Here is a 25,281-nt window from a genome sequence, read left to right as displayed (position 1 = left end):
CGCGGCCGGGCCCGGCTGCTACACTAGCGGCCATCATTTTTGCCTGCGTTGTCACCCATGCTGGAAATCAGTCTGCTGTCCCTGTTTCTTGCCGGCCTGCTCGGCGGCGTGCACTGCCTCGGCATGTGCGGCGGCATCGTCACCGCCATTTCGCTGGGCAAGTCGCAATCGGCGCCGCTGTGGCACCTGCTGTGCTACAACGTTGGCCGCATCGGCAGCTACGTCTGTGCCGGCGCGCTGCTCGGTGGCCTGGCGCAGTGGGGACTGAGCCAGGCGGCGTACCAGCCGCTGCAGACCGCGCTGTTCATTGCGGCCAACCTGCTGCTGATCCTGCTCGGCCTGTACCTGGCCGGCCTGTCCGCCGCCATCACCCGCATCGAACACCTCGGCCGGCCGCTGTGGCGACGACTGCAGCCACTGACCCGCCGCTACCTGCCGGTGCGCACCGCCCGCCAGGCGCTGCTGGCCGGTGCGATCTGGGGCTGGCTGCCGTGCGGGCTGGTCTACACCGCCAGCATCGCCGCGCTGGCCTCCGGCGGTGCCGGCCAGGGCGCGCTGGTGATGCTGGCCTTCGGCCTCGGCACCCTGCCCAACCTGCTGCTGATGGGGCTGTTTGCCAGCAAATTGCAGCAGCTGAAACAGCAACGGCCAGTCCGCCTGGTGGCGGGACTGGCCGTGATGGCACTCGGTGGCTGGCACCTGTGGCTGCTGCTTACATCGACTGGCTAAGCGCGGTCACATTGCTGCGGAACATCTCCAGATAGCTGCGCGCGCCGGGCTGGCTGGACAGCGCATCGGAGTACAGCTTGCCGCCGACCTTGACGCCGGCCTCTTTCGCCAGCTGGTCGATCAAGCGCCGGTCGGACATGTTCTCGATGAACACCGCCTTCACCTGTTCCTTTTTCACCTGCCGGATCAGCTGCGCCACGGACTTGGCCGAGGCCTCGGCGTCGGTGCTCACCCCTTGCGGCGCCATGAAGCGGATCGCGTAGCGCTGGCCGAGATAGGCAAAGGCGTCGTGCGAGGTCAGCACCTTGCGCCGTGCCGCCGGCACCGCGGCAAATTGCTTGCCGGCCCAGCTGTCCAGTTCCTGCAACCGCGCCTTGTAGGCAGCGGCGCGCTCGCGGTAGTAAGCGGCGCCGGCGGCATCGGCACGGCTGAGACCGGCGGCGATATTGTCGACATAGCGCAGTACGTGCTGCGGGTTGTGCCAGGCGTGCGGATCGGCACGGCCGTGATCGTGACCATGCTCGTCGTGGCCGTGCCCGTCTTCCGCCACCGCCAGCGGCTTAAGGCCGTTAGCGGCGGTCACGGTCACGCCCTTGAAGTTGGCCGACTTGTTCAGGCGGTTGATCCAGCCCTCGAAACCGAGGCCGTTGACCACGAACACCTTGGCTTCAGCCAGCTTCTTGACGTCGGCCGGCTTGGGCTGGAACACGTGGGCATCCTGATCGGCGCCGACCAGCGACACCACGCTGACGCGCTCGCCGCCGACTTCGCGGGTGATATCAGCCATGATGCTGAAGCTGGCGACCACCGGCAGGTTGGCCCACGCCGCCAGCGGCGACAGCAGCAGGCTGCTCACAATAATTTTCCGTACGTTCACGCGCTCAACTCTCCAAATGACGTTGCCGCAGCAGGCGGGGCAACACGCCGCCCTGCGGGGCAACAAACAGCGAAACGATATAGAACAGGCCGGCCAGCAGGATGATGCACGGCCCGGACGGCAGCTCGACGTGATAGGACAGCAGCAGCCCGCCCATGCCCGCCAGCGCGGCGATCAGGAACGCCGCCAGCAGCATGCCGCCGACGGTGGCCGCCCACAGCCGCGAGCAGATCGCCGGCAGCATCATCAGCCCCACCGACATCAGGGTGCCCAGCGCCTGGAAGCCGGACACCAGATTCAGCACCACCAGCAGCAGGAACAGCAGGTGCCACACGCTGCCGTGGCCGCCGACCGCGCGCAGGAACACCGGGTCCAGGCTTTCCAGCAGCAGCGGGCGATAGATCACCGCCAGTGTCAGCAGCGTCACACTGGCGACGCTGGCCACCAGCAGCAGCGCGGCATCGTCCACCGCCAGCACCGAGCCGAACAGCAGGTGCATCAGGTCGACATTGCTGCCGCTGCTGGACACCAGCAGCACGCCGATGGCCAGCGACAGCAGATAAAACGCCGCAAAGCTCGCGTCTTCCTTGATCTCGGTAAAGCGCGTCGCCAGCCCGGCAAAACCGGCCACCAGCACGCCGGCGACAAAACCGCCGAGGCTCATCGCCGGCAGGCTCAGGCCGGCGATCAGGAAGCCGACCGCGGCGCCGGGCAACACCGCGTGGCTCATCGCGTCGCCGACCAGGCTCATGCGCCGCATCACCAGAAACAGGCCGACCGGCGCGCTGCCCAGCGCCAGCGCCAGGCACGCCACCAGCGCACGGCGCATGAAGGCAAACTCGACAAAGGGTGCTAGCACCCATTGGTACAGGAAATCGATCACTGAGTTACTCCATCCACGCGGCACACCGGGGCATTGGCCGACCAGTGCGCGGCGGTATCGCTGGCGCGGCGCAGCTTGTCCGCGGTCAGCACCTCGGCGGTGTCGCCCCAGGCGATCACCTCGCGCGCCATCAGCAGCGTCTGCGGAAAGTGCTCGCGCACCTGCTGCTCGTCGTGCAGCACCGCGATCACGGTGCGCCCTTCCGCCTTCCAGCGTTCGACCAGCGCCAGCAGATCGGCGGTGGTGGCGGCGTCGACGGCGTTGAACGGCTCGTCGAGCAAGATCAGCGGCGCGTCCTGTACCAGGATGCGAGCGAACAGCACGCGCTGGAACTGGCCGCTGGACAGCGCGGCGATCGGGCGGGTGGCGAAGTCTTCCAGCCCCACGGTAACCAGCGCGTTCCACGACGCGTCGTCATCGTTGCGGCCAACCTTGCCGAACAGACCGCTGCGCTGCCAGTGGCCGCTGGATACCAGGTCGATCACCGACACCGGCAGCGAACGGTCGATTTCCGACTGCTGCGGCAGATAGGCCATGTCACGGCGTGCCACTCCGCGCATCAGCACGCGACCGGCATCCGGCTTCAGCGCGCCCATGATGGCTTTCAGCAAGGTGCTCTTGCCGGCCCCGTTGGGGCCGAAGATCGCCGTGGCCTGACCATCGGCAAAGCTACCGCTGACGTGGTGCACGGCGGGGTGGCGACGGTAGGACACCGTCAGGTTTTCCAGCCGGATCATGCCACCTCCTGCAATGCCCAGTGCACCAGCAGCCACAGCGCGGCCAGCGGCAGCGCGGCCAGCAGCAGGCGCTGGCCGGCGGACAGCGACAGCAAACGCCAGCGCGGCAGGTGCGAGGTCTCGCCGGCGGCGTGCGGGTGCGGATGGGAGTGCGCATGCGCGGCGCCGTGTGCGTGCGCATGATCGTGTGAATGCGGTTCGTGCGGATGGGAAGGTGTCATACCGCTCACGCCCCGTTCTCGCTGCCGGCCGGCAATACGCAGGCCTGGATGGCGGCTTCCAGCGCGTCGGCGTCGATCTGGCTGCCGATCACCTCGAAACGGCTGTCGCGGCGCCACGCCACCTGGTTGGCCGCCCACTGCCCTTCAGTCCAGTTCAGCCACAGCCAGGTATCCAGCACGCGGAACACGCCCTTGGCGCGCACCAGGCCGTCGACCAGCTGCGGCAGGCGGTCGAACAGGTCGGTCAGCGCCTCGCCGGAGAACTCCGCTTCCGGCGCGAAGGTCCAGCCCTGCGACTGCCAGCCGGAGGCATCGCCCGGCCGCACCGCCGGCCGGTAGCGCGACTTGTTCTGCACCGCGGCATCCAGCCACGCCGGATCGGCGGCGCCGTCGCTGATCTCGGCGATCAGCGACTTGGGCGGAAACAGCGCGGCGGCCTTGTCGCGGTATGCGGCCAACGTTGGCGCGTCGGCGAGGTCGCACTTGGTGGCCAGCAGCACGTCGGCGATCATCACCTGGTCGCGGTACAGCGGCTGGCGGAAGTAGTCGTTGTTGGCGAACTGGCGCGGATCGACCAGCGTCATCACCGCGCCCACTTCCAGCGCGTTGCCCAGCGGCTCGGCGCGCAGCTCGTCGATCAGCCCGGCGGCGTGGGCGAGGCCGCTGGCCTCGATGATTAGCCGGTCCGGCCGTTCGCGGCGCAGCAGGTTGGCGACGGTGACCGTCATCTGCGGCCCGGCGACGCAGCACAGGCAGCCGCCGGCGATCTCGGCAATCGGCAGCTCGCCGTTGTCCAGCACCGCGCCGTCGATGCCGATCTCGCCGAACTCGTTGACGATGATCGCCCATTTTTCATGTTGCGGCCGCTGCGCGATCAGGTGGCGCAGCGCCGTGGTCTTGCCCACCCCGAGAAAGCCGGTGAGCACGTTGACGGTGGTTTTTTTCATACTCGACATGCCTGGCACAGTCCGGTCAGTAATAGGTTTTGTTGCGCGATGGCAAAGCCCTGCGCTGCCGCCTGCTGTCGCAGCGTGTCCAGCGCCGGCGCTGCCTCCAGCTCGTTGACGCTGCCGCAGGCGGTGCACACCAGGATCAGCCCTTCGTGACAGCAACCAACGTGACTGCACACGATATAGCCGTTGAGCGCGTCGACCTTGTGCAGCAGGCCGGCTTCCACCAGGAAATCCAGCGCCCGGTACACCGTCGGCGGCGCGGCAATGCCGCGCTCGCGCTGCAGATCGGCCAGCACCTGATAAGCCTTGACCACGCCTTCGTGCGCCAACACCAGCTCCAGCACCTGGCGGCGCAGCGCGGTCAGCTTCACGCCTTGTTGCTGGCACTGGTGGTCGGCTGCGGCCATAAAGCCAGCTTTATCCATGACAAGTCACCGGGAATTAAAGGGAATAAGGAAGACAAATAGCAGCAATTCTTAAATGTTACTATATAACAACACCGTTAACAACTGTTAACCGCCCGCGGCTTCGATGGTGCAATGCGGTGTGCTAAGCTGTCGGCATCCATTGCCTACCCATCCGTAAGGAGCCTGCAGATGAAACAGCTACTGCTCACCGTGTTGTCCTGTACCGTGCTGCTGAGCCCGGCATTTGCCGCCGACCCGGTCGCCCAGCGCCAGGAAATCTTCAAGCAGTACAAGCAAACCGTCGGCACCATGGCCAAGACCGTGAAGGGCGAAACGCCGTACAGCAAGGACGAGTTCGCCAAACTCGCCGCGCACCTGGATGCGCTGGCGCAGCAGCCGTGGCAGCATTTCCCGGCCGGCAGCGACAAGGGCAAGACCGATGCCCGCGCCGAGATCTGGAGCAAGCCGCAAGACTGGAAAGCCGCCATCGACAAGCACAAGACCGAGACCGCCAAGCTGAAGCAGACCGCTGCCGGCGGTGACCTCGCCGCGATCAAGGCACAGTTTGGCGCCACCCAGAAGACCTGCAAGGCCTGTCACGACAGCTTCCGCAACGACTGAGTCCGGCGTCCATCACCGCGTTCAGCCCCGAGCGGGGCTGAACTTTTTTGGGTGCCCGGCGCCCAATGGCCACTCTTTTCACCCGCCTCAAGATCATGAAAAAAATTCTCCTGCTTGCCACCCTCGCCCTCCTTGCCACCACCAGCCAGGCCGGCCCCGGTGAAGACCGCCAGAAAGCCTTCAAACAGGTACTGCGCAGCTTCGAGCCGATGGGGGTGATGCTGCGCGGCAGCGGCTATCGCAAAGATGTGTTCATCAAGCACGCCGACGCACTGAAAGCGGTCGCCGCGGCACCGTTCAGCCAGTTCAAGCCGGGCACCATCGACGACGTCAGCCGCGCCAAGCCGGCGATCTGGAGCGAACCGGCAAAATGGAAGGCGGAACAGGACAAATTCCTGCTTGCGGTTGACCAGCTGCAGAAAACCGCGCGCAGTGACGACCTCGCCGCCATCCGCCGCGACTATGGCGCCGTGGCCGCCAGCTGCAAGGCCTGTCACGACATTTTCCGCGGCCCGATGCGCTAAGCGGCGAGCACTCCAGCAAAAACCGCCAGCCCTTATCGGCTGGCGGTTTTTTCATGGCCGTTGGCGGTTCAGGCCGCCATACTGGCCGCCAGCCACGGCACGCCGCCAAACACCAGCAGTGCCACCAACAGCAGCAGCACCAAGGCCAGCCACAGCGGCGCAAAGCGCAAGGGTACGGCATCGGCCGGCAACGCTTTCATCCCGCTAAGCATCGGGCGCACCAGGTCGGTGTTGCGGCCAACCTTGTAGAACAGCACCGCCAGCACATGCACCGCAGCCAGCAGCAGCAACACGTCAAACGACGACTTGTGCCAGCCGGTGACCTGTTCGGCCAGCTCGCCGTCGATCAGCACCTTCAGCGGGCCGTCGTACAGGTAGCTGTTGACGTCGGCGGCAAACAACCCCAGCCCGGCCTGCAGCAACAGCGCCAGCAGTAACGCCAGCACCATCCAGCCGCCCAGCGGGTTGTGTCCCGGTTGCGCCGTCACCGGCAGCTGCCCGGCCAGATAGGCGCGGATACGCGCCGGCCCGGCGAGAAAATTGCTGAAACGCGCCGTCTGGCTGCCGCACAGCCCCCACAGCACACGGAACAGCAGCAACACCAGCATCAGCATGCCAAGGCGCAGATGCCACTCCATCCAGTCGCCACCCTGCTCGCCGGTAAACCACAGCCCGGCAAAAACCGGCAACATCGTCCAGTGAAACAGCCGCGTCGGCACATCCCACACCTTGATCATCCTGCTCATGTTTGCTGCATCCTTTCCTGTTTGCGCGGCTGGCGGCCAAGCCCGGCATTGTTCACCCAAAGCCGGGCCGCCGCCAGAGCGCGCGTTACGAAGCGTCATTTTCGGTTAAAATCGCCATCTTTTGTTGCAACGCCAACAGGCGCAATCGTTCGCGCGCGGCCCACGGCCCGCGTCCTGCTCATGTGGAGAAGAAATACATGCACCAATCCAGCCTTATCCAGGAACTGCAAGCTCGCGGCCTGATCGCCCAACAAACCGACGCGGCGGCACTCGACGAACTGCTGGCTAAGGAAAGTGTGACCTTGTATTGCGGCTTCGACCCGACCGCCGACAGCCTCCACCTCGGCCACCTGGTACCGGTGCTGGTACTGCGCCGCTTCCAGCAGGCCGGCCACCGCCCGATCGCCCTCGTTGGCGGCGCCACCGGCATGATCGGCGACCCCAGCTTCAAGGCCACCGAGCGCAAGCTGAACACCCCGGACGTGATCGCCGGCTGGGTCGACAAGATCCGCGGCCAAGTGTCGCCGTTCCTGAGCTTTGAAGGCGACAACGCCGCCATCATGGCCAACAACTACGACTGGTTTGGCGGCATGGGCGCGCTGGAGTTCCTGCGCGACATCGGCAAGCACTTCTCGGTCAACCAGATGATCAAGAAGGAATCGGTGCAGCAGCGCATCAGCCGCGAAGACCAGGGCATCAGCTACACCGAGTTCAGCTACAGCCTGCTGCAGGGCTACGACTTCACCGAGCTGAACCGCCGTCACGGCTGCAAGCTGCAGATCGGCGGCTCCGACCAGTGGGGCAACATCACCGCCGGCACCGACCTCACCCGCCGCATCAACCAGCAACACGTGTTTGGCCTGACCCTGCCGCTGGTGACCAAGGCCGACGGCACCAAGTTCGGCAAGACCGAAGGCGGCGCGATCTGGCTGGACGCCAGCAAGACCTCGCCGTACGCGTTCTACCAGTTCTGGCTCAATACCGCCGACGCCGACGTGTACAAGTTCCTGCGCTACTTCAGCTTCCTGTCGGTGGCCGAGATCGCCGCCATCGAAGAGCAGGACAAGAACAGCGGCAGCAAGCCGCAAGCGCAGCGCATCCTGGCGGAACAGGTCACCGCGCTGGTACACGGCCAGGATGCCGTGGCCGCCGCACAGCGCATCAGCGCCAGCCTGTTCTCCGGCAGCCTGCACGAGCTGACCGCGTCCGACTTCGCGCAGCTGGCACAAGACGGCATGCCCAGCCTGCAACTGCCACGTGACAGCAGCGGCCTGATCGACGCACTGGTCTCCGGCGGCCTGGCCAAGTCGAAATCGGAAGCGCGCACCTTCATCCAGAGCGGCGCCGTCAGCGTCAACGGCAACAAGATCGACAGCCTTGAGCACCAGATCGGCGACAGCGAGCGCCTGTTCGGCCAATACAGCCTGCTCAAGCGCGGCAAGAAACACCACACCCTGCTCTGCTGGCAATAAACCTTGCGGCCAACGTTGGCCGCAGCTTGCTACCGACAGCCATGCCTTTGCATGGCTGTTTTCATTTCTGCCACCAAATCGGGAAAATTAGCTATTCAGCGTAGGCAAGGCTATCTATTATCCGGAATGACATCAGCAAAACAATAATTGCCGCGCCGGCACCGCCGCCACCGGCCACCGCAGCACCCGGGACAACACCGCACGACAAGGCCTGACCTGAACCACCGCGGGCAGCGACAACGCCGTCCGCCATTTGCCGGGGTGAGCAAGGGCATGACACAACACCGCAATCGCAATACCACGCAGCTGCCTGGCCTGGTCTGGCCGTTCATTGCCGTTGCCCTGCTGCTGGCGGCACTGGGCGGCGTCAGCCTGGAAATCCAGTCCGCGGTACGCGCCTACGTCAGCGGCGAGAGCCTGTGGTCCAAAGGGCAAAAAGATGCCATCTACTACCTCAACCTGTACGCCGACAGTCACGACGAACGCCACTTCCACCAGTACCAGGCCGCCATCGCCATCCCGCTCGGCGACCACACCGCGCGCATGGCGCTGGAACAGCCGGTGCCGGACCTGGCGCTGGCCCGCGCCGGCTTCCTGCAGGGCGGCAACCACCCGCAGGACATTACCGGCCTGATCTGGCTGTACCAGAACTTCCGCCAGTTCAGCTACCTGCAACAGGCGATTGCACACTGGGAATTCGGCGATCGCAACCTGCAGGCGCTGACCGGGCTGGCCGAGCAAATGCACTTCCAGATCAGCGGCGGCCTGGCCAGCCAGCGCGACATCGCCGAGTGGAAGGCGGAAATCTACGCCATCAACGCCCGCCTCACCCCGATGGAGAAAGCCTTTTCCGACACCCTCGGCGAAGGCTCGCGCGTCATCCAGCGGCTATTGCTGGCCGCCAACCTGGCCAGCGCCGCGCTGCTGATCCTGCTGGCACTGTTCCGTACCCACAAGCTGCTGGATCAGCGTAAGTCCTTCGAAAGCGCGCTGCAGGCAGAAAAGGAACGCGCACAGGTCACCCTCGCCTCCATCGGCGACGCGGTGATCACCACCGACGCCGATGGCCTGACCGCCTACATGAACCCGGCGGCGGAGCAGCTGACGGCATGGACGGTGGCACAGGCGCAGGGGCTGCCGCTCGGCTCGCTGTTCCGCATCATCGACGAGGACTCCCAGCAGGAAGCGCTGGCGCTGGTCGAGCAGATCCTGGCCGGCGGCCACAGCCACGGCAGCAGCAGCCACTCCCAGCTGATGGTGCGCCTGGACGGCAGCGCGGTATCGGTGGCGCTGGTCGCGGCACCGATCCACAGCGACGGCCAGATCAGCGGGGCGGTGCTGGTGCTGCACGACATGACGCGGGAGCGGCAGTACATCGCCAGCCTGTCGTGGCAGGCCTCGCACGATGCACTGACCGGGCTGGCCAACCGCCGCGAGTTCGAATACCGGCTGGAGCAGGCGCTGGCCAATCTCGACCGCCAGCACGAAGGCCACCAGCAGCACGCGCTGATGTTCCTCGACCTTGACCAGTTCAAGGTGGTCAACGACACCTGCGGCCACGCCGCCGGCGACGAGCTGCTGCGCCAGATCTGCCTGCTGTTGCAGCAGCGGCTGCGTGACAGCGACACCCTCGCCCGCCTCGGCGGCGACGAGTTCGGTATCCTGCTGGAGCACTGCCCGGTCGATGCCGCGCTGCAGATTGCCGAAAGCCTGCGCCAGACGGTACAGGACCTGCACTTCGTGTGGGGCGGCCGGCCGTTCAACGTCAGTGTCAGCATCGGCCTGGTGCACATTTCCGGCGCGCTGACCACGCTGGCCGAGGCGCTGCGCGCCGCCGACGTCGCCTGTTACATGGCCAAGGAGAAGGGGCGCAACCGAGTGCAGCTCTACCACCCGGACGACTCGGAACTGTCGCTGCGCTTTGGCGAAATGGCCTGGGTACAACGCATCCACCTGGCGCTGGAAGAGCAGCGGCTGTGCCTGTACGCACAGGAGATCGCACCTCTGGGCAGCGACAGCGACGGCGGCAGCCATGTCGAGCTGCTGCTGCGCCTGCACGACGAGGTTGGCCGCCTGGTGCCGCCGATCAGTTTCATCCCGGCGGCAGAGCGCTACGGGCTGATGCCGCTGATCGACCGCTGGGTGGTGCAGAACGCGTTCACCATCCTCGCCGCGCGGCTGCGCTGCCACAAGGCGACGCCGATCGGCACCTGCGCCATCAACCTGTCCGGCACCACCATCGGCGACCAGGCATTTCTGGACTTCCTGCGCGAGCAGTTCCGCCTGCATGCGATCCCGCCGCACATGATCTGCTTCGAGATCACCGAGACCAGCGCCATCGCCAACCTCGCCAGCGCCATCCACTTCATCACCGAGCTGCAGACCCTCGGCTGCCGCTTCTCGCTGGACGACTTCGGCGCCGGCATGTCCTCGTTCACCTACCTGAAGCACCTGCCGGTGGACTACCTGAAAATCGACGGCGGCTTCGTCAAGGACATGCTCGACGATCCGATCGACCGCGCCATGGTCGAGGTCATCAACCACATCGGCCACGTGATGGGCAAGCGCACCATTGCCGAATTCGTGGAAACGCCGGCGATCCTGCAGGCGCTGGCCGACATCGGCGTCGACTACGCGCAGGGTTACGCCGTGGCCAAACCGCAGCCGTTCAACTGCGACTGCGAGCTGCAGCACGACTTCCGCCGCGTCTGCGCGGCACCGGCCGGGGTTGTGGTCACCACCGCGCAGGCCGCCGTGCCGCCGCAACCGGCCAACAGCAGCCAGGGGGCGACGCCGTGAACCGCGAGTTCGTGCGCAGCGGCGCACTGCGCAGCCCGCACAGCTATCCGGAGTGGGCGCAGCAACTGCTTGCCGACTGCGCCGCCGCCAGGCAGCGCGTGGTGCGGCACGAGTTCTACCAGCGACTGCGCGATGCCGAGCTCGGCCATGACGCGCTGCGGCTGTTCCTGATCGGGGTGTGGCCGGTGGTCGAGCAGTTTCCGCTGTACATGGCGCAAAACCTGCTCAAGACCCGCTACGGTCGCCAGCGCGGCGAAGACATGGCGCGGCGTTTTCTGGTGCGCAACATCCGCGTCGAACAGAACCACGCCGACTACTGGCTGGCGTGGGCCGCCGCCTGCGGCATCCCGGTCACCGAGCTGCAGGCGCAGCGGGTGCCGGAGCCATTGCAGCAGCTAGACCACTGGTGCCGGCACAACAGCCGCCACCACTCGCTGCTGCTGGCACTGGCTGCCACCAACTACGCCATCGAAGGGGCCACCGGCGAGTGGACGCAACTGGTCTGCGCGCCGGGCATCTATGAAGCCTCGCTGCCCGCGACGCAGCGCCGAAGCGCAATGCGCTGGCTGAAGGTGCACGCCCGCTACGACGACGATCACCCGTGGGAAGCACTGGACATCGTCTGCACCCTAGCCGGGCGCGACGCCGACGCCGGCACGCGGCGGGCACTGCAAGCCGCCATCGGCAACAGCTACCACTACATGCAGCTGGCCCTCGACTGCTGCCTGCAGCAGGAACCGGTCGCGCTGGGCTAGCCGGTTCGTCAGCCCAGGGTTGGCCGCATCAGCCGACGCTGACGCGCAGGTCGCAACCGCCCTCCACCCCCACGTCATGATAGCGCAGCAAGCCCGGCACATCGGCCGGCAGCGCCTCGTCAAGCGGCTTACCCTGCAACAGCGCTAGTGCCGGGCGCACCACCGCCGCCAGCAACGCCTCGCCATCCTTCAGCGCCGCCAGCTGCAGCGTATAGGTCCACTCCGCACCGAAGTGGGATTCGCTCTCTTCCCACCACAGCAGGCGGTTGCCGCGGTTTTCCCACGGCTGCCACGCGCTGGCAGGGAAGCCGACAAAGGCATCGTACTCAAAGGCAAATTCGCAGGCCCAGTGCGCCACGTGCAGCACCGCGCCCACCGGCGTGCCATCCTGTTGCAGCGGCACGCCGTCACCGGCAAGGCTGATCTGGTAATTGAGCCAGCCGCCGATGAATTCCTTCCTTTTCTTGTTGCGCACGATCAGCGGCAGGCTGCTGGCCAGTGCCACCCGCCCCAGCGCCGGTACTTGCTGCACGCTTTCCTCGACACTGCCAAGCTTGTGGCACAGCTTGGCCGCGCCGAGCACCTCGCCCAGCAGCGCATCCAGCTGCTGTTGCAGGGCCTTGGCGTGACGCCATTGTTCGTTACTGATGGCAGCGGGCTGGGCGTCATGGTTCATGCGATGGTGTCCTTGTATTGCAGAATCGAAAACAACAACGGCGCCCACTGGCGCCGTTGTTGGAGTGTTGCGGCCAACCTTACACGCCGGCCTCGTGCGCCTGCACGTCAGCGTGATAGCTGGAACGCACCATGGCACCGACGGCGGCGTGCTTGAAGCCCATTTCGTAGGCACGGGTCTCGTACTGCTTGAACACGTCCGGATGCACGTAGCGCAATACCGGCAGGTGACCGTCAGTCGGCTGCAGGTACTGGCCGATGGTGATCATGTCGATATCGTGGGCGCGCATGTCGGCCATCACTTCGTACACTTCTTCATCGGTCTCACCGAGGCCGACCATGATGCCGGACTTGGTGCGCACTTCCGGATTGCGCGCCTTGTACTCTTTCAGCAGCGTCAGCGAGTGCTGGTAGTCGGAGCCGGGACGGGCCTGTTTGTACAGCCGCGGCGCGGTTTCCAGGTTGTGGTTCATCACGTCCGGCGGCGTGGCGCTGAGGATGTCCAGCGCGATATCGAGACGGCCGCGGAAGTCCGGCACCAGCACCTCAATCTGGGTGCCCGGCGACTGCTTGCGCACCTCGCTGATGCAGTCGGCAAAGTGCTGGGCACCACCGTCGCGCAGGTCGTCGCGGTCGACCGAGGTCACCACCACGTAGCGCAGCTTGAGCGCGGCCACGGTTTCGGCGAGGTGGATCGGTTCCTGCGCGTCCAGCGGGTTCGGGCGGCCGTGGCCGACGTCACAGAACGGGCAGCGACGGGTACAGATGTCGCCCATAATCATGAAGGTGGCGGTGCCCTTGCTGAAGCATTCGCCGATGTTCGGGCAGGTCGCCTCTTCACAGACGGTATGCAGCTTCTGCTCGCGCAGGATCTGCTTGATCTCGTTGAAACGCTGGCCATTGGGCAGCTTGGCGCGAATCCACTCCGGCTTTTTGAGCTTTTCGTCGAGCGGCACGATCTTGATCGGAATGCGTGCCGTCTTGTCAGCGCCTTTGTGTTTTACGCCAACCTGGTTTTCCAGTTTCATGCTGTCTCCTTCATCACCGTCAGGTGTCGCTCCAGCTGCGGCAGCAGCCGTTCGGCGGCTTGCGCAACGGTCAGCGCAACGCCTTGTTCTTTGATTTGCGTGACCTTGAGGCCGGCATAGCCGCAAGGGTTGATCCACAGGAACGGCGTCAGGTCCATGTCCACGTTCAGGCTCAGCCCGTGGTAGACGGCACCGTTCTTGATGCGCAGGCCCAGCGACGCGATCTTCTCGCCGCCGACATAGACGCCGGGGGCGTTGACATCGCCGTAAGCGGCAATGCCCAGCTCGCCCAGCATGTCGATGATCGCCTGCTCGATGCGGCGCACCAGCTCGCGCACGCCGATGCCCATGCGCTTGAAATCGATCAGCAGGTAGACCACCAGCTGCCCGGGGCCGTGATAGGTAACCTGGCCGCCGCGATCGCACTTCACTACCTCGATGCTGCTGGGCATGATCAGGTGCTCCGGCTTGCCGGCCAGACCCAGGGTGTACACCGGCGGGTGCTCGACACACCACAGCTCGTCCGGCGTTGCTGGCGTGCGGCTGTCGGTGAAGGCCTGCATGGCCTGCCAGGTCGGCGTGTAGTCGACCAGACCCAGCTGTTTGACGAGGCGGCTCATGACTTACAGCGCAAACTTGACAAGGGAATGGCTGGACAGTGCGCGGTAGATGTCGTCAAGCTGCTCGCGCGAGATCGCGGTCACGGTGATGGTCAGCGACACGTACCGGCCGCTGGAGCTGTCACGTGCCACGATGTCGGTGATGTCCAGATCCGGCGCGTGTAGGCGCACCACTTCGAAAATGGTGGGGTGGAAGTCCGGATGCTGCTCGCCCATCACCTTGATCGGGAAGCGGCACGGAAACTCCATCAACTCTTTCTGCTCTTCACTCATTGCTCTGTACTCGAATATTCCTGATGTTCAAGGTTGGCCGCAGTCAGCTGCGGTCAACCTTGCGTGGCGGCTTACCAGCCCAGCCACAACTTGATGCTGTCCCACAGGCGGCTGAAGAAGCCACCCTCTTCCACCGCCTTCAAGGCCTGTACCGGGCGCTCCAGCAGTACCTTGCCGTCCAGCGACACGGTCAGCTTGCCGACCTCCTGGCCCAGCTTGATCGGCGCGATCACCGGCTGCAGTGTCTTCATTTCCGCCTTCAGGCGGCTGCTTGCCCCCTTGCTGACGGTGATGTGCACGTCGCGGTCAAAGCCGATGGCCAGCTCGGAGGCGGCACCCTTGTAGACCGGCAGCGTCGAGACGGTTTGTCCGGCAGTATACAATTTGGGCGTTTCGAAAAACTGCAAGCCGTAGTTGAGCAATTTCGAGCTTTCCACCGCGCGCGCTTCCGGGCTGGCGGTGCCGACCACCACCGACAGCACGCGGCGACCGTCGCGGCGGCTGGAGGCAATCAGGTTGTAGCCGGCGCCCTCGGTGTGACCGGTCTTCATGCCGTCCACGTTCGGGTCGCGGTACAGCAGCAGGTTGCGGTTAGGCTGGGTGATGTTGTTATAGGTAAACGACTTGATCGAATAGGTCGGGTAGTACTGCGGAAAATCATGGATGATCGCCGCCGACAGCGTCGCCAGATCGCGCACCGAGGTAAAGTGCTCAGGGTCCGGCAGGCCGGTGGAATTCTTGAAGTTGCTGGCCTTCATGCCAAGACGCTTGGCTTCGGCCGTCATCATCTGCGCGAACACCTGTTCGCTGCCGGCAATGGCTTCGGCCAGTGTCACGCAGGCGTCGTTGCCGGACTGCACGATCATGCCCTTGATCAGGTTGTCGACCGTGACCGGCACTTTCGGGTCGAGGAACATGCGCGAGCCTTCCTGCTTCCAGCCCACCTGCGACACGGTCAGCGTCTGTTCCAGCGTCAGGCGTTTTTCCTTCAGCGCCTTGAAGGTGAGATAGGCCGTCATCAGCTTGGTCAGCGAGGCGGGTTCGACACGCATGTCCGGATCGCGGGCCGCGATGATCTGGCCACTCTGATAGTCCATCAGGAAATACGCCTTGCCCGCGATTTCCGGCACCGGCGGCACGAAAGCGGTACTGGCCTGGGCCAGCGTAGAGAGAGACAGGGCGGCTACAAGCAGTGCAGAGGTAATCTTTTTCATCAGAGGCAAAACACGATTAGGGTGGGTTCAAGGCAAAGCAGGCGGGGATTATACACCCAAGCCCGCGCTTCATTCGCGCCACAACGCAGGTTTTTCTTTACAAAACAAGCCCGCGCGCCGCGCCGACCGCCGCCGCAATGCAGCAATCTTTGCCTTACGGCGCTTTTCGCTGGCACTTGGTTCCTGTTAATCTGGTGATTCACAAAAAAAGACATCATCCGGACACCGATCACCATGCCGCATCCCAAGGACTATCTAGAACGCATTCTTACTTCCAACGTCTACGACGTGGCCATCGAGAGCCCGCTGGACGTGGCGGCCAACCTCAGCCGCCGCACCGGCAACACCATTCTGCTCAAGCGCGAAGACTTGCAGCCGGTGTTCTCGTTCAAGCTGCGCGGCGCCTACAACAAGATGTCCAAGCTGACACCGGAACAGCTGGCCCGCGGCGTGATTACCGCCAGCGCCGGCAACCACGCGCAGGGCGTGGCACTGTCGGCGCAGCGCATCGGCTGTGAAGCCACCATCGTGATGCCGGTCACCACCCCGCAGGTCAAGATCGACGGCGTCACCCGCCGCGGCGGCAAGGTGGTACTGGCCGGCGAATCGTTCAGCGACGCCTACCAGCACACCATGAAACTGGTGGCCGAAAACGGCATGACCTACATCCCGCCGTTCGACGATCCGGACGTGATCGCCGGCCAGGGCACCATCGGCATGGAAATCCTGCGCCAGCACCCCGGCCCGATCGACGCGGTGTTCGTCGCCATCGGCGGTGGCGGTCTGGCCGCCGGCGTCGCCAGCTACATCAAGCGACTGAAGCCGGAAATCAAAATCATCGGCGTGCAGCCGGTCGATTCCGACGCCATGAAGCAGTCGATCGAGGCCGGCCACCGCGTCGAGCTGAAGGATGTCGGTCTGTTCGCCGACGGCGTGGCGGTGAAGCTGGTGGGCGAGGAAACCTTCCGCATCTGCCGCGAGCTGCTGGACGAGATCATGCTGGTCGATACCGACGCCATCTGCGCCGCGATCAAGGACATCTTCGAGGACACCCGCTCCATCACCGAGCCGGCCGGCGCGCTGGCGGTGGCGGCGGTCAAGACCTATATCGAGCGCGAAGGCTGCAGCGGCAAGACCTTTGTCGCCATCAACTGCGGCGCCAACATGAACTTCGACCGCCTGCGCCACGTGTCGGAGCGCTCCGAGCTGGGCGAGCGGCGCGAGGCGGTGATCGCGGTCACCATCCCGGAGAAGCCGGGCAGCTTCAAGAAGTTCTGCAGCGTAGTCGGCAACCGCAACATCACCGAGTTCAACTACCGCTTTGCCGATCCAAGCATCGCCCACGTGTTTGTCGGGGTGCAGATCAGCGGCAAGGAAGACGTGGCCCGCATCGTGACCGACCTGCAAGCCAACGAGCTGGACGGCCTCGACCTGACCGACAACGAGCTGGCCAAGCTGCACATCCGCCACCTGGTCGGCGGCCACGCGCCGCAACTGAAAGACGAGCGCGTATTCCGCTTCGAGTTCCCGGAGCGTCCGGGCGCGCTGATGCGCTTCCTGGAGGCGATGCACACCAACTGGAACATCAGCCTGTTCCACTACCGCAATCACGGCGCCGACTACGCCCGCGTGCTGGTCGGCATCCAGGTGCCAAGCGAGGACAATGCCGCATTCCAGCAATTCCTCGACAGCCTCGGCTACCCGTGCGTGGAAGAAACCAACAACCCGGCGTACAAGCTGTTCCTCGGCAAGACCGTCCGCTGAACCGCCCCGCCCGCTTGCGGCCAACCTTGTCCCAAGGTTGGCCGCAAGCCATTACTGGAGACTGCAGCAATCATGATCAAGGCCGTACTGTTTGACCTTGACGGCACCCTGGCCGACACCGCCCGCGACCTGGGCGCCGCCCTCAACCGCCTGCTGGCCGAAGAAGGCCTGCCGCCGCAACCGTACGAAGCGGTGCGCCCGATCGCCAGCCACGGCGCCCGCGGCCTGGTCAGCCTGGGCTTCGGCATCGACAAGAGCCACCCGCGCTTCGAGGAATACCGGCTGCGCTTCCTGGACCTGTACGAACACAGTTTTGCCGACGAAACAGTGCTGTTTGACGATATCAACGCGCTGCTGCGCGAGATCGACGCCCGCGGCCTGAAGTGGGGCATCGTCACCAACAAGCCGATGCGCTTTACCGACCGACTGGTGCCGGCGCTGCCGTTTGCGGTGCCACCGGCGGTGGTGGTCAGCGGCGACACCGTCGGCATCGCCAAGCCGGATCCGGCGCCGATGCTGCACGCGGCGCAGCAGATCGACATCGCGCCGGAGCACTGCCTGTATGTCGGCGACGCCGAGCGTGACATCCAGGCCGGTCACGCGGTCGGCATGAAAACGGTGCTGGTCAACTGGGGCTATATCGCCGACAGCGACGATACCGACAGCTGGCAGGCCGACATCACCATCGACCAGCCACTAGCGCTGCTGTCCCACCTGCCCTGACACGACAAGGCCGCCATGCCATCACGGCATTGCGGCCAACCTTTTGCCACCTCCGAATACCTCAGCCAGGCAATTCCACCACCGGCGGCGGCGCGCCCGGCACTTCATGCTGGTGCCAGCGCACATAGCAGCTCAGGCCGCAGTAATGCGCCACATAGTCGGTCACCTCGCACTCGCCACTATCGGGCGGCAGGCTGTCGAGACAGACGCTGCACTCCAACACGGTATCCATGACACACTCCCTGCAATCAACAACCCTGTTTTAACGCTAGGCCAGCCGGCGTACCAAGGGAAATCAATTATCACAATGCCGTCAATAGCTTAGCTACGCATCACCCGGCCGCAATACCGCACGGCAGCTCTCCCCCTTGGCCAGCAAGCAGCACTGCACACCGCGATATCCACCACGGCGCGCTTCAAGCACTTATAATGCCAAGTTGATAAAAACAGCCTGCCGATCACACCCATGCGTTCTCTACCGACCCTGCTGCCACTTTTGCTGTGCCTCCCCCATCTGGCCCAGGCTGCCGACACCGACGAATGGCGCTATACCGTGCAGCGTGGCGACACGCTGTGGAGCATCGCCCGCCAGCACCTCCGCTCGATTGCCCACGTCCCGACGCTGCAGCAGAAAAACGCCATCCGCGATCCTTATGTCCTGACGCCCGGCAGCGTGGTGCGCATCCCGACACAGTGGATGCGGCAACACACCGGCAAGGCCACGGTGACCGACCTGATCGGCAGCGCCAGCCTCGGCAACGGCAAGCAGCAAACGGCGCTGGTCAACGGCAACAGCTATCCGCTGCAGGCCGGCCACATCATCAGCACCGGCCCCAACAGTCTGCTGAAGCTGCTGCTGGAAGACGGCAGCCTGGTCAGCATCGGCGCCAACGCCCGCTTCACCATCCAGCAGGCAGTGCACTACCCGAGCACCGGCGCCAACGCCACGTGGCTGAATATCGAGCGCGGCAGCGTCGACAACCATGTCAGCAAGAACCCGCTGATGCCCAACCGCCACACCATCCAGACCCCCAGCGCGATTACCGCGGTGCGCGGCACCATCTTCCGCGTCAATGTCGACGACGACAGCCGCTCCGCCACCGAAGTGAGCGAGGGCCAGGTGGAGGTCAGCGCCGCCGGCTACAGCGAACAGATCGGCGGCGGTTTCGGCAGCGTCACCCGTCGCGGCGAGGTGCCGGGCAAGAGCACGGCGCTGCCGCCACCGCCAGCACTGGGCCAGCTGGACGGCACGCAGGCGTTTTCACCAGCCATCCTGCAGTGGCCGCCGGTGACCGGCATCAGCCGCTACCCCGTGCAATTGCTGCGCACCGCCCCGGAACGCCGCATCGTCGGCGACACCACGGCCACCACCAATCACAGCTATCCGGCGCTGGACAACGGCGAGTACCGGCTGCTGGCACGCAGCGAGCTGGACAATGGCCTGCAAGGCCGCGTTGCCAGCCAGAACTTCCGCGTCCACGCCTTTCCGACCCCGCCGCTGGTCGTCAGCCCGGCCCCCGACGCCCGCCTGCGCAGCCTTGACGTGCGTTTTGTGGTCAGCGGCGATGCCGGCAGCCGTTACCGGCTGCGGCTGGCGCGGGATGCGGCGTTCAACCAGCCGCTGCTGCATGACTTCTCGCGACAGGACAATCGCCTCACCCTGCCGGACGGCGGCCACTGGTTCTGGCAGATCGCCCGCCTGGACGCCAAGCAGCAGGCCGGTCCCTACAGCCAGACCTACCGCCTGCAGGCCGACACCGGCTGGTGGCGGGCCAGCCATTACCGCGGCACCACGCTCAGCGCCCGCCCTTACCCGCTGGCCAACACCCGCTACCAGCTGCGGCTGACCCAGCTCGACCAGCCGCAGGCGCCGCTGCAACTGGATGGAGATACCCCGCGCTGGCAGCTGGCTGAGCGCCTGTTCCCCGGCCGCTACCGGGTCAGCTATCGCGTCACCACCCCCGATGGCTATCTGGCACAAGAGCCGGATGACATCCTGCTGCTAGACTGAACAGCATGCGCCCCCACACTCCCAAGCGCCTGCCTGCCTTCATCCTCCCGGCACTGGTGCTACTGGTCAGCCTGCTACCCAACCGCCTCGATCTCTGGTTCCAGGACCGGCTCGGGCAGCTGCTGGCGCAAGCGGCCAGCGACGATATCGTCATCGTGGCCATCGACGAGAAAAGCCTGGCCGAACTGGGGCGCTGGCCATGGCCGCGCGAACTGCTGGCCGGCGCCATCGACAAACTGGACAATGCCCGGGCCGTCGGCCTGGACCTGGTACTGGCCGAACCATCGGCCAACCCCGAATCCGACCAAGCCCTGGTCGACGCCCTGCGCCGCAACGGCAAGGTGTTCCTGCCCGCCGTCCCCGAGGTCAGCAACAACCAGCTGGTGGAGACCCTGCCGCTGCGGATGTTTGCCGATGCCGCCAAGGGCATCGGCATGATGGATTACCCACTGGACCAGGACGGTCTAATCCGCCGCACCTATCTCGCCAGCGGCCTGGGCCAGCCACGCTGGCCGGCATTTACCGCCCTGCTGGCCGGCCTGCCGCCACCGGTCATGGCACTGGACACTCCGGTGCTCAACAATCGCTGGCAGCGCCACGACGAACGACTGTTGCCGCATCTGGACGGCGAGCTCGGCTTTCCCAGCCTCTCCTTTGTCGATATCCTCAACCACAACGGCCCCATCGAGGCGCTGGCCGGCAAGACCGTGCTCATCGGCGCCACCGCCTCCGGCCTCGGCGACAGCCACCTGACACCGATGCAGGCCGACTGGCCGGCAAGCAGCGGGGTCGTCATCAACGCCGCCACCACCCAGGCGCTGCAAAGCCAGAACCTGGTCAGGCCGCTGGACGCCGCCTACCTGCCGCCGCTGCTGCTCGGGCTGACACTGCTGTGGCAATGCCTGCTGCGCCGGCGCTACCGCGAAAAAAGCATCCATGCGGTCGCCATCTATAGTGCCATCCTGCTGGCAGGCGGCGTATTGCTGCTGCAAGTGCAGCAACTGTATCTGCCGCTGGCCTCGCTGATCACGCTACTCATGCTGGCCACGGTGACCGACTACTTCCTGCAGCAGAGCCACTTCAAGCGCCTCGCCCTCACCGACAAGCTGACCGGCCTCGCCAACCGTCACCACTTTGACGACCGCTTCATCTTCACCCTGCAACAGGCGCAACTGACGCGCAAACCGCTGGCCCTGCTCATCATCGATGTTGACTACTTCAAGCGCTACAACGACCACTACGGCCACGCCGCCGGTGACGACGTGCTGAAAAAGATCGCCACTGTCGTCGAAAAAGCCGTCCGCAACAGCCATGACCTCGCCGCGCGCATCGGCGGCGAGGAGTTCGCCATCCTGCTGCCCGGCGCCAGCCGCGAGCAGGCGCTGGACATTGCCGCCACCCTGCGCCAGCAACTGCTGCTGCTGCAGATCCCCCACCAGCAAAGCCCTGTTGGCCGCGCCTCGTGCAGCATCGGCGTGCTGTCACAAGTGCCGCAGGCCAGCGACACCGTGCGCAGCCTGTTCGAGAAAGCCGACAAGGCGCTGTACCGAGCCAAGCACAACGGCCGCGACTGCGCCGAAATCGCGAATTGAATCAAGCCACTACTGGCGCGTGGCTATACCTTCAGGTATACTGAAGTTCTTCAGATGTGGGGGCGACCTGGTTTCGACGGGGGTTGCGAAGCAGAAGAGGGCATACCGGGATCTCAGACTTCCCGTAAAACACTGAATTTATTTAGTCGCAAACGACGAAAACTACGCTCTAGCAGCCTAACGGCCGGCTAGACACTACAACGGTTCGCAGATGGGCCGGGGGCGTCAAAACCCTGTAGTGTCACTCTACATCTGCTAGTGTTGTGTCGGGTTACTTGGCACAATGCGAACCAAAAGGTAACTCGCCAAAGCTCAGCCTGTCCGTCGGCGTAGTGGAGGTTAAATCCAAATGACACGACTAAGTATGTAGAACTCTCTGTGTAGGATTTCCGGACGCGGGTTCGATTCCCGCCGCCTCCACCACCAACATCAAGTCAAATCAACGACTTAGCAAAAATAGCCCACCTCGTGTGGGCTATTTTTTTGGGCTTTTTGAGGTCGTTGTAACTTCGCGTTATTTTTGGCACAGTTTTGCGCTGCTTTTGTCACAGACAATCGCCCTACTCCACCGCATAATTTGCGCTTGTTTTGGCACAAACCAGTTGCCATCGCCGGGCTTTTCCCTTGGTAGTTAGAACAGTCGCCATCGCAAGGTTCATCCAGTAGCGCCCCCTATCACCTCGGCTCACCTGCGTTCCATATTCATAAACTATAAAAACTAGCCATATCCCGATATTAATCGTCTAAAAATCCGGTTTTTCATGATTAGCACGGTAATTTCAAGATATTTCAGGAACTTGTCAGCCTGAGATAGTCAATCAGTAGTCAACCCAGATAAACCGGGCCAGCCAATATGGCTGCATCCATGCTGGCCAACATCCCGTTTCCGGACTACACCGGGTTAACTATCCTTGTCATTGACTGTTCGATTCATAAAAGGAAAGCGATGCCGCACGATATCTCCCTGATCTCCACTATCGCCGCCGGGCTGGGCCTGGCCATGCTGTTCGGCTATGCCGCCACGCGCCTGGCCATGCCGCCACTGGTCGGCTATTTGCTGGCAGGGGTGCTGATCGGCCCTTCCACGCCCGGTTTTGTCGCCGATGTGGCGCTGGCCGGTCAATTGTCCGAGATCGGCGTGATGTTGCTGATGTTCGGCGTTGGCCTGCACTTCTCGCTGTCGGACCTGATGGCGGTGAAGCGCATTTCGGTGCCGGGTGCCGTCGTGCAGATCGCGGTGGCCACCGCACTGGGCGCGGCGACGGCGCTGTGGTGGGGCTGGCCGGCGGGCGAGGCACTGGTGTTCGGCTTGTGCCTGTCGGTGGCCAGTACCGTGGTGCTGCTACGGGCACTGGAGGACCGGGGGGTGCTGGACAGCGTCAACGGCCGTATCGCCGTCGGCTGGCTGATCGTGGAAGACCTCGCCATGGTGCTGGTGCTGGTGCTGCTGCCACCGCTGAGCGGCCTGCTAGGCGGCGAGGCCGCGAACGGCGCCGGCAACGGCATGGGCATGACACTGCTGATCACACTGGCCAAGGTCGCCGCCTTCATCGCGCTGATGCTGATCGTCGGCCGCCGCCTGTTTCCGCGGCTGCTGTGGCTGGTGGCCCGCACCGGCTCACGCGAGCTGTTCACGCTGTGCGTGATCGCCGCGGCGTTGTGCGTGGCGCTGGGCTCGGCCAAGCTGTTCGACGTGTCGTTTGCACTGGGCGCGTTCTTTGCCGGCATGATGATGCGCGAGTCGGAGTTCAGTCACCGCGCCGCCGACGAGTCGCTGCCGCTGCGCGATGCCTTCTCGGTACTGTTCTTCGTATCGGTGGGCATGCTGTTCGACCCGGCGATCCTGCTGCAGGAACCGCTGAAGGTGCTGGCGGTGGTCGCCATCATCATGCTGGGCAAGACCATTGCCGCCATCGCGCTGGTGCTGCTGTTCCGCTATCCGCTGAATACCGCGCTGACGGTCGGCGTCAGCCTAGCGCAGATCGGCGAGTTTTCCTTCATCCTTGCCGGCCTCGGCATGAGCCTGGGCCTGCTGTCGGCGGCCGGGCAAAGCCTGATCCTGGCCGGCGCGCTGATCTCGATCGCGCTCAACGCTGCGCTGTTTGGCTGCATTGCGCCGCTGCAGAACTGGCTGCGCCAGCACTCGCCGCTGGCTCAGAAGCTGGAACGGCGCGACGACCCGCTGGCCGAGCTGCCGATGTCGGTCGACCAGGCGCTGCTCACGGGTCAGGTGGTGCTGGTGGGCTACGGTCAGGTGGGGCAGCGCATCGCCAGCCAGCTCGACCGGCTGGCAATCCCTTACGTGGTGGCCGACGAGAACCGCGAGCTGATCGAATTGCTGCGCGCCAGCCACATTCCGGCGGTGTGCGGCGACGCCGCCGAGGCGGCGGTGCTGATTCAGGCGCATGTCGCCCGCGCCAGCATGCTGGTAGTGACCGCGCCGGACATCTTCAAGACCCGGCAGATGATCCAGATTGCCCGCACCCTGAATCCGGCGATCGAGGTCATCCTGCGCACCGGTAACGAGGAGGAAGGCATGTTGCTGGAGAGCGAGCACCGCGGCCATGTATTCCTGGAAAAACAGGTGCTGGCCGACGGCATGGCGCAGCACATCGCCGGGCGCTTCCGGCCGGTGCTGCATTAAGGACTCAGAGCGTGTTCACGATCCCGCGAGCTAGATCATGACAAGACGAAAATGGCCGAGGAAGCGGCGTTTATCCAGACATAAACAAGCGTGCCGAAGCCGTTTTTAATGCCGTATCGCCCCGTTGAGATCAAGTCGCAGGTCGTGAACAGACTTTCAGTGCTGCTGCAGGAACTGCGGCACCTTGGCTGCGGTGACGGCCTGCAGCTTGCACAGCAAGGCGTGATTCACCGGCTGGCGACAGCTGCGCGCCACAGTCTGGCCAAGGTGCAGCAGCAGGTTGGCCGCCATCTCGGCATCGGCCAGTGCGCGGTGGGCGCGGCCGGTGGCCGGCAGCCCGGCCCAGCGGGTCAGCGTGCCCAGCTTGTGATCCGGCGCCTGCGGCAGCAGCCGGCGCGACAGCAACAGGGTGCAGGCGAATTCCTGCGTCCGCGTCAGCCCGCATTGCGCCAGCTCGAAATCCCAGAACTTGCGGTCGAAGCTGGCATTGTGCGCCACCAGCGGGGTACGGCCGACGAAGTTGGCCGCATCGCGCATCACGCTCGCCGCAGTCGGCGCCGAGCGCAGCATGGCGTTGCTGATGCCGGTCAGCTGCTCGATCATCGGCGGCACGCGCACACCGGCATTCATCAGGCTCTGGAAACGGTCGACGATGGCGCCGCCCTCCAGCATCACGATACCAATTTCCGTAGCCCGCCCCTCCCGCCCCGGCGTGATGCCGGTGGTTTCGAAGTCGATCACGGCCACACGTTCGATCATGCCAGTGCGGCCTTGGCGGCTTCTTCCGGGCTCAGGCCGTCGTAGAACTGGTCGGTAAACCACTCGGCCTGCTCTTCGATGTGTTCCTGCGCCTGCGCCAGGGTAGCACCACCGGCGACCAGGAAGCCTTCGACTTCTTCGCACCAGGCCAGCAGTGCCAGGGTTTCGTCGTCCAGATCGTGGTCTTTCTTCTTGGCCATCGCCGTATCCTCTTGAATCGTCAACATAAAAAACAGCCGCGCATTGTACGCGGC

26 protein-coding genes and 1 other RNA gene are annotated in these 25,281 nt (G+C 64.6%); 12 read left to right on the top strand and 15 right to left on the bottom strand.

The genetic code is table 11. The annotated features are described in order from the left end of the window. The first annotated feature begins 57 nt into the window (after positions 1–57). Positions 58–729, top strand: a complete 672-nt coding sequence (locus PQU89_RS10880) for a sulfite exporter TauE/SafE family protein (protein WP_272765845.1) — start codon at positions 58–60, stop codon at positions 727–729. On the opposite strand, the gene PQU89_RS10875 is transcribed toward PQU89_RS10880, so the two are convergent. The 6 genes from PQU89_RS10875 to PQU89_RS10850 are packed head-to-tail and all read right to left on the bottom strand — an operon-like array spanning position 713 to position 4,825. Further along, positions 713–1,606, bottom strand: coding sequence for a metal ABC transporter solute-binding protein, Zn/Mn family (locus tag PQU89_RS10875; RefSeq protein ID WP_272765844.1), 894 nt, complete (start codon positions 1,604–1,606; stop codon positions 713–715). The genes PQU89_RS10880 and PQU89_RS10875 overlap by 17 nt on opposite strands. Positions 1,607–1,610: 4 nt before the next feature. Further along, a complete protein-coding gene (locus tag PQU89_RS10870; protein WP_047966538.1) occupies positions 1,611–2,435 on the bottom strand; it encodes a metal ABC transporter permease in 825 nt (274 codons plus the stop codon). A 50-nt stretch (positions 2,436–2,485) separates the two neighbouring features. Further along, positions 2,486–3,226: a metal ABC transporter ATP-binding protein gene (locus tag PQU89_RS10865; RefSeq protein WP_272757037.1), complete on the bottom strand. Its 741-nt coding sequence runs from the start codon at positions 3,224–3,226 to the stop codon at positions 2,486–2,488. Then, on the bottom strand, positions 3,223–3,447 hold the full coding sequence (locus PQU89_RS10860) for a hypothetical protein (RefSeq protein ID WP_272765843.1): 225 nt from the start codon (positions 3,445–3,447) through the stop codon (positions 3,223–3,225). The genes PQU89_RS10865 and PQU89_RS10860 overlap by 4 nt, the downstream gene beginning before the upstream one ends. Before the next feature lie 5 nt (positions 3,448–3,452). Then, positions 3,453–4,403, bottom strand: a complete 951-nt coding sequence (locus tag PQU89_RS10855; RefSeq protein ID WP_272765842.1) for a CobW family GTP-binding protein — start codon at positions 4,401–4,403, stop codon at positions 3,453–3,455. After that, a complete protein-coding gene (locus PQU89_RS10850; protein WP_047966466.1) occupies positions 4,391–4,825 on the bottom strand; it encodes a Fur family transcriptional regulator in 435 nt (144 codons plus the stop codon). The genes PQU89_RS10855 and PQU89_RS10850 overlap by 13 nt, the downstream gene beginning before the upstream one ends. A 171-nt stretch (positions 4,826–4,996) precedes the next feature. Between PQU89_RS10850 and PQU89_RS10845 the strand changes: the two genes are divergently transcribed. Continuing rightward, positions 4,997–5,428, top strand: coding sequence for a c-type cytochrome (locus PQU89_RS10845; protein WP_047966467.1), 432 nt, complete (start codon positions 4,997–4,999; stop codon positions 5,426–5,428). 95 nt (positions 5,429–5,523) lie between these two features. Continuing rightward, positions 5,524–5,952 (top strand): c-type cytochrome, encoded by a 429-nt coding sequence (locus PQU89_RS10840; protein ID WP_272765841.1) that lies wholly within the window; start codon positions 5,524–5,526, stop codon positions 5,950–5,952. A gap of 68 nt (positions 5,953–6,020) precedes the next feature. On the opposite strand, the gene PQU89_RS10835 is transcribed toward PQU89_RS10840, so the two are convergent. Next, the gene (locus tag PQU89_RS10835) at positions 6,021–6,698 is read right to left on the bottom strand and encodes a cytochrome b/b6 domain-containing protein (RefSeq protein WP_272765840.1); all 678 of its coding nucleotides are present in this window, start codon (positions 6,696–6,698) and stop codon (positions 6,021–6,023) included. A 197-nt stretch (positions 6,699–6,895) separates the two neighbouring features. Between PQU89_RS10835 and tyrS the strand changes: the two genes are divergently transcribed. From tyrS to PQU89_RS10820, 3 genes are all read left to right on the top strand, one after another. Further along, on the top strand, positions 6,896–8,170 hold the full coding sequence (gene tyrS, locus PQU89_RS10830; RefSeq protein WP_272765839.1) for a tyrosine--tRNA ligase: 1,275 nt from the start codon (positions 6,896–6,898) through the stop codon (positions 8,168–8,170). Between the two features lie 273 nt (positions 8,171–8,443). Continuing rightward, on the top strand, positions 8,444–10,969 hold the full coding sequence (locus PQU89_RS10825) for an EAL domain-containing protein (protein WP_272765838.1): 2,526 nt from the start codon (positions 8,444–8,446) through the stop codon (positions 10,967–10,969). Continuing rightward, a complete protein-coding gene (locus tag PQU89_RS10820) occupies positions 10,966–11,724 on the top strand; it encodes an iron-containing redox enzyme family protein (protein ID WP_272765837.1) in 759 nt (252 codons plus the stop codon). Before PQU89_RS10825 ends, PQU89_RS10820 begins: the two co-directional genes overlap by 4 nt. A 28-nt stretch (positions 11,725–11,752) precedes the next feature. On the opposite strand, the gene PQU89_RS10815 is transcribed toward PQU89_RS10820, so the two are convergent. The 5 genes from PQU89_RS10815 to PQU89_RS10795 form a co-directional block, all read right to left on the bottom strand. After that, positions 11,753–12,400 carry a hypothetical protein gene (locus PQU89_RS10815; protein ID WP_272765836.1) on the bottom strand — a complete coding sequence of 216 codons (648 nt, stop codon included), beginning with the start codon at positions 12,398–12,400 and terminating at the stop codon, positions 11,753–11,755. 79 nt (positions 12,401–12,479) lie between these two features. Beyond that, the gene (gene lipA / locus PQU89_RS10810) at positions 12,480–13,427 is read right to left on the bottom strand and encodes a lipoyl synthase (protein ID WP_047966472.1); all 948 of its coding nucleotides are present in this window, start codon (positions 13,425–13,427) and stop codon (positions 12,480–12,482) included. Continuing rightward, the gene (lipB, locus tag PQU89_RS10805) at positions 13,424–14,047 is read right to left on the bottom strand and encodes a lipoyl(octanoyl) transferase LipB (RefSeq protein ID WP_120809557.1); all 624 of its coding nucleotides are present in this window, start codon (positions 14,045–14,047) and stop codon (positions 13,424–13,426) included. Before lipB ends, lipA begins: the two co-directional genes overlap by 4 nt. Before the next feature lie 3 nt (positions 14,048–14,050). Next, on the bottom strand, positions 14,051–14,320 hold the full coding sequence (locus PQU89_RS10800) for an HP0495 family protein (protein ID WP_272765835.1): 270 nt from the start codon (positions 14,318–14,320) through the stop codon (positions 14,051–14,053). 71 nt (positions 14,321–14,391) lie between these two features. Further along, positions 14,392–15,534: a D-alanyl-D-alanine carboxypeptidase family protein gene (locus tag PQU89_RS10795; protein WP_272765834.1), complete on the bottom strand. Its 1,143-nt coding sequence runs from the start codon at positions 15,532–15,534 to the stop codon at positions 14,392–14,394. Positions 15,535–15,768: 234 nt separating this feature from the next. On the opposite strand from PQU89_RS10795, the gene ilvA reads away from it, so the two are divergent. Together ilvA and PQU89_RS10785 are read left to right on the top strand one after the other, a co-directional pair. After that, positions 15,769–17,298, top strand: a complete 1,530-nt coding sequence (gene ilvA / locus PQU89_RS10790) for a threonine ammonia-lyase, biosynthetic (protein ID WP_272765833.1) — start codon at positions 15,769–15,771, stop codon at positions 17,296–17,298. Between the two features lie 72 nt (positions 17,299–17,370). Beyond that, positions 17,371–18,021 carry an HAD family hydrolase gene (locus tag PQU89_RS10785; protein ID WP_272765832.1) on the top strand — a complete coding sequence of 217 codons (651 nt, stop codon included), beginning with the start codon at positions 17,371–17,373 and terminating at the stop codon, positions 18,019–18,021. A gap of 61 nt (positions 18,022–18,082) precedes the next feature. On the opposite strand, the gene PQU89_RS10780 is transcribed toward PQU89_RS10785, so the two are convergent. Next, on the bottom strand, positions 18,083–18,253 hold the full coding sequence (locus PQU89_RS10780; protein ID WP_272765831.1) for a DUF3330 domain-containing protein: 171 nt from the start codon (positions 18,251–18,253) through the stop codon (positions 18,083–18,085). A 234-nt stretch (positions 18,254–18,487) separates the two neighbouring features. On the opposite strand from PQU89_RS10780, the gene PQU89_RS10775 reads away from it, so the two are divergent. The 4 genes from PQU89_RS10775 to PQU89_RS10760 all read left to right on the top strand — a co-directional run bounded on the left by PQU89_RS10775 (position 18,488) and on the right by PQU89_RS10760 (position 24,268). Beyond that, a complete protein-coding gene (locus tag PQU89_RS10775; protein ID WP_272765830.1) occupies positions 18,488–20,032 on the top strand; it encodes a FecR family protein in 1,545 nt (514 codons plus the stop codon). A 5-nt stretch (positions 20,033–20,037) separates the two neighbouring features. Continuing rightward, positions 20,038–21,624, top strand: a complete 1,587-nt coding sequence (locus PQU89_RS10770; protein ID WP_272765829.1) for a diguanylate cyclase — start codon at positions 20,038–20,040, stop codon at positions 21,622–21,624. Between the two features lie 58 nt (positions 21,625–21,682). After that, positions 21,683–22,047: a transfer-messenger RNA gene (ssrA, locus tag PQU89_RS10765) on the top strand. A 523-nt stretch (positions 22,048–22,570) separates the two neighbouring features. Next, positions 22,571–24,268: a cation:proton antiporter domain-containing protein gene (locus PQU89_RS10760; protein ID WP_272765828.1), complete on the top strand. Its 1,698-nt coding sequence runs from the start codon at positions 22,571–22,573 to the stop codon at positions 24,266–24,268. Positions 24,269–24,424: 156 nt separating this feature from the next. Here the strand turns inward: PQU89_RS10760 and PQU89_RS10755 are convergent, their stop codons facing one another. After that, positions 24,425–25,027, bottom strand: coding sequence for a 3'-5' exonuclease (locus PQU89_RS10755; RefSeq protein WP_272765827.1), 603 nt, complete (start codon positions 25,025–25,027; stop codon positions 24,425–24,427). Continuing rightward, on the bottom strand, positions 25,024–25,227 hold the full coding sequence (locus PQU89_RS10750) for a hypothetical protein (RefSeq protein WP_047966493.1): 204 nt from the start codon (positions 25,225–25,227) through the stop codon (positions 25,024–25,026). Before PQU89_RS10750 ends, PQU89_RS10755 begins: the two co-directional genes overlap by 4 nt. Positions 25,228–25,281: the final 54 nt, after the last annotated feature.

This window comes from Vogesella indigofera, from assembly GCF_028548395.1.
GTDB classification, from domain to species: domain Bacteria; phylum Pseudomonadota; class Gammaproteobacteria; order Burkholderiales; family Chromobacteriaceae; genus Vogesella; species Vogesella indigofera_A.
This window is presented reverse-complemented; position numbering and strand designations above follow the sequence as displayed.

Bases quoted from the DNA above. Each gene is read 5' to 3' on its own strand.
- PQU89_RS10870 (WP_047966538.1), bottom strand. From the start codon at position 2,435: ATGCGCCGTGCGCTGGTGGCGTGCCTGGCGCTGGCGCTGGGCAGCGCG.
- PQU89_RS10855 (WP_272765842.1), bottom strand. From the start codon at position 4,403: ATGTCGAGTATGAAAAAAACCACCGTCAACGTGCTCACCGGCTTTCTC.
- ilvA (WP_272765833.1), top strand. From the start codon at position 15,769: ATGCCGCATCCCAAGGACTATCTAGAACGCATTCTTACTTCCAACGTC.
- PQU89_RS10825 (WP_272765838.1), top strand. From the start codon at position 8,444: ATGACACAACACCGCAATCGCAATACCACGCAGCTGCCTGGCCTGGTC.
- PQU89_RS10845 (WP_047966467.1), top strand. From the start codon at position 4,997: ATGAAACAGCTACTGCTCACCGTGTTGTCCTGTACCGTGCTGCTGAGC.
- lipB (WP_120809557.1), bottom strand. From the start codon at position 14,047: ATGAGCCGCCTCGTCAAACAGCTGGGTCTGGTCGACTACACGCCGACC.
- PQU89_RS10800 (WP_272765835.1), bottom strand. From the start codon at position 14,320: ATGAGTGAAGAGCAGAAAGAGTTGATGGAGTTTCCGTGCCGCTTCCCG.
- PQU89_RS10835 (WP_272765840.1), bottom strand. From the start codon at position 6,698: ATGAGCAGGATGATCAAGGTGTGGGATGTGCCGACGCGGCTGTTTCAC.
- PQU89_RS10865 (WP_272757037.1), bottom strand. From the start codon at position 3,226: ATGATCCGGCTGGAAAACCTGACGGTGTCCTACCGTCGCCACCCCGCC.
- PQU89_RS10755 (WP_272765827.1), bottom strand. From the start codon at position 25,027: ATGATCGAACGTGTGGCCGTGATCGACTTCGAAACCACCGGCATCACG.
- PQU89_RS10860 (WP_272765843.1), bottom strand. From the start codon at position 3,447: ATGACACCTTCCCATCCGCACGAACCGCATTCACACGATCATGCGCAC.
- PQU89_RS10760 (WP_272765828.1), top strand. From the start codon at position 22,571: ATGCCGCACGATATCTCCCTGATCTCCACTATCGCCGCCGGGCTGGGC.
- PQU89_RS10880 (WP_272765845.1), top strand. From the start codon at position 58: ATGCTGGAAATCAGTCTGCTGTCCCTGTTTCTTGCCGGCCTGCTCGGC.
- PQU89_RS10850 (WP_047966466.1), bottom strand. From the start codon at position 4,825: ATGGATAAAGCTGGCTTTATGGCCGCAGCCGACCACCAGTGCCAGCAA.
- PQU89_RS10770 (WP_272765829.1), top strand. From the start codon at position 20,038: ATGCGCCCCCACACTCCCAAGCGCCTGCCTGCCTTCATCCTCCCGGCA.
- lipA (WP_047966472.1), bottom strand. From the start codon at position 13,427: ATGAAACTGGAAAACCAGGTTGGCGTAAAACACAAAGGCGCTGACAAG.
- PQU89_RS10775 (WP_272765830.1), top strand. From the start codon at position 18,488: ATGCGTTCTCTACCGACCCTGCTGCCACTTTTGCTGTGCCTCCCCCAT.
- PQU89_RS10750 (WP_047966493.1), bottom strand. From the start codon at position 25,227: ATGGCCAAGAAGAAAGACCACGATCTGGACGACGAAACCCTGGCACTG.
- tyrS (WP_272765839.1), top strand. From the start codon at position 6,896: ATGCACCAATCCAGCCTTATCCAGGAACTGCAAGCTCGCGGCCTGATC.
- PQU89_RS10815 (WP_272765836.1), bottom strand. From the start codon at position 12,400: ATGAACCATGACGCCCAGCCCGCTGCCATCAGTAACGAACAATGGCGT.
- PQU89_RS10780 (WP_272765831.1), bottom strand. From the start codon at position 18,253: ATGGATACCGTGTTGGAGTGCAGCGTCTGTCTCGACAGCCTGCCGCCC.
- PQU89_RS10785 (WP_272765832.1), top strand. From the start codon at position 17,371: ATGATCAAGGCCGTACTGTTTGACCTTGACGGCACCCTGGCCGACACC.
- PQU89_RS10795 (WP_272765834.1), bottom strand. From the start codon at position 15,534: ATGAAAAAGATTACCTCTGCACTGCTTGTAGCCGCCCTGTCTCTCTCT.
- PQU89_RS10840 (WP_272765841.1), top strand. From the start codon at position 5,524: ATGAAAAAAATTCTCCTGCTTGCCACCCTCGCCCTCCTTGCCACCACC.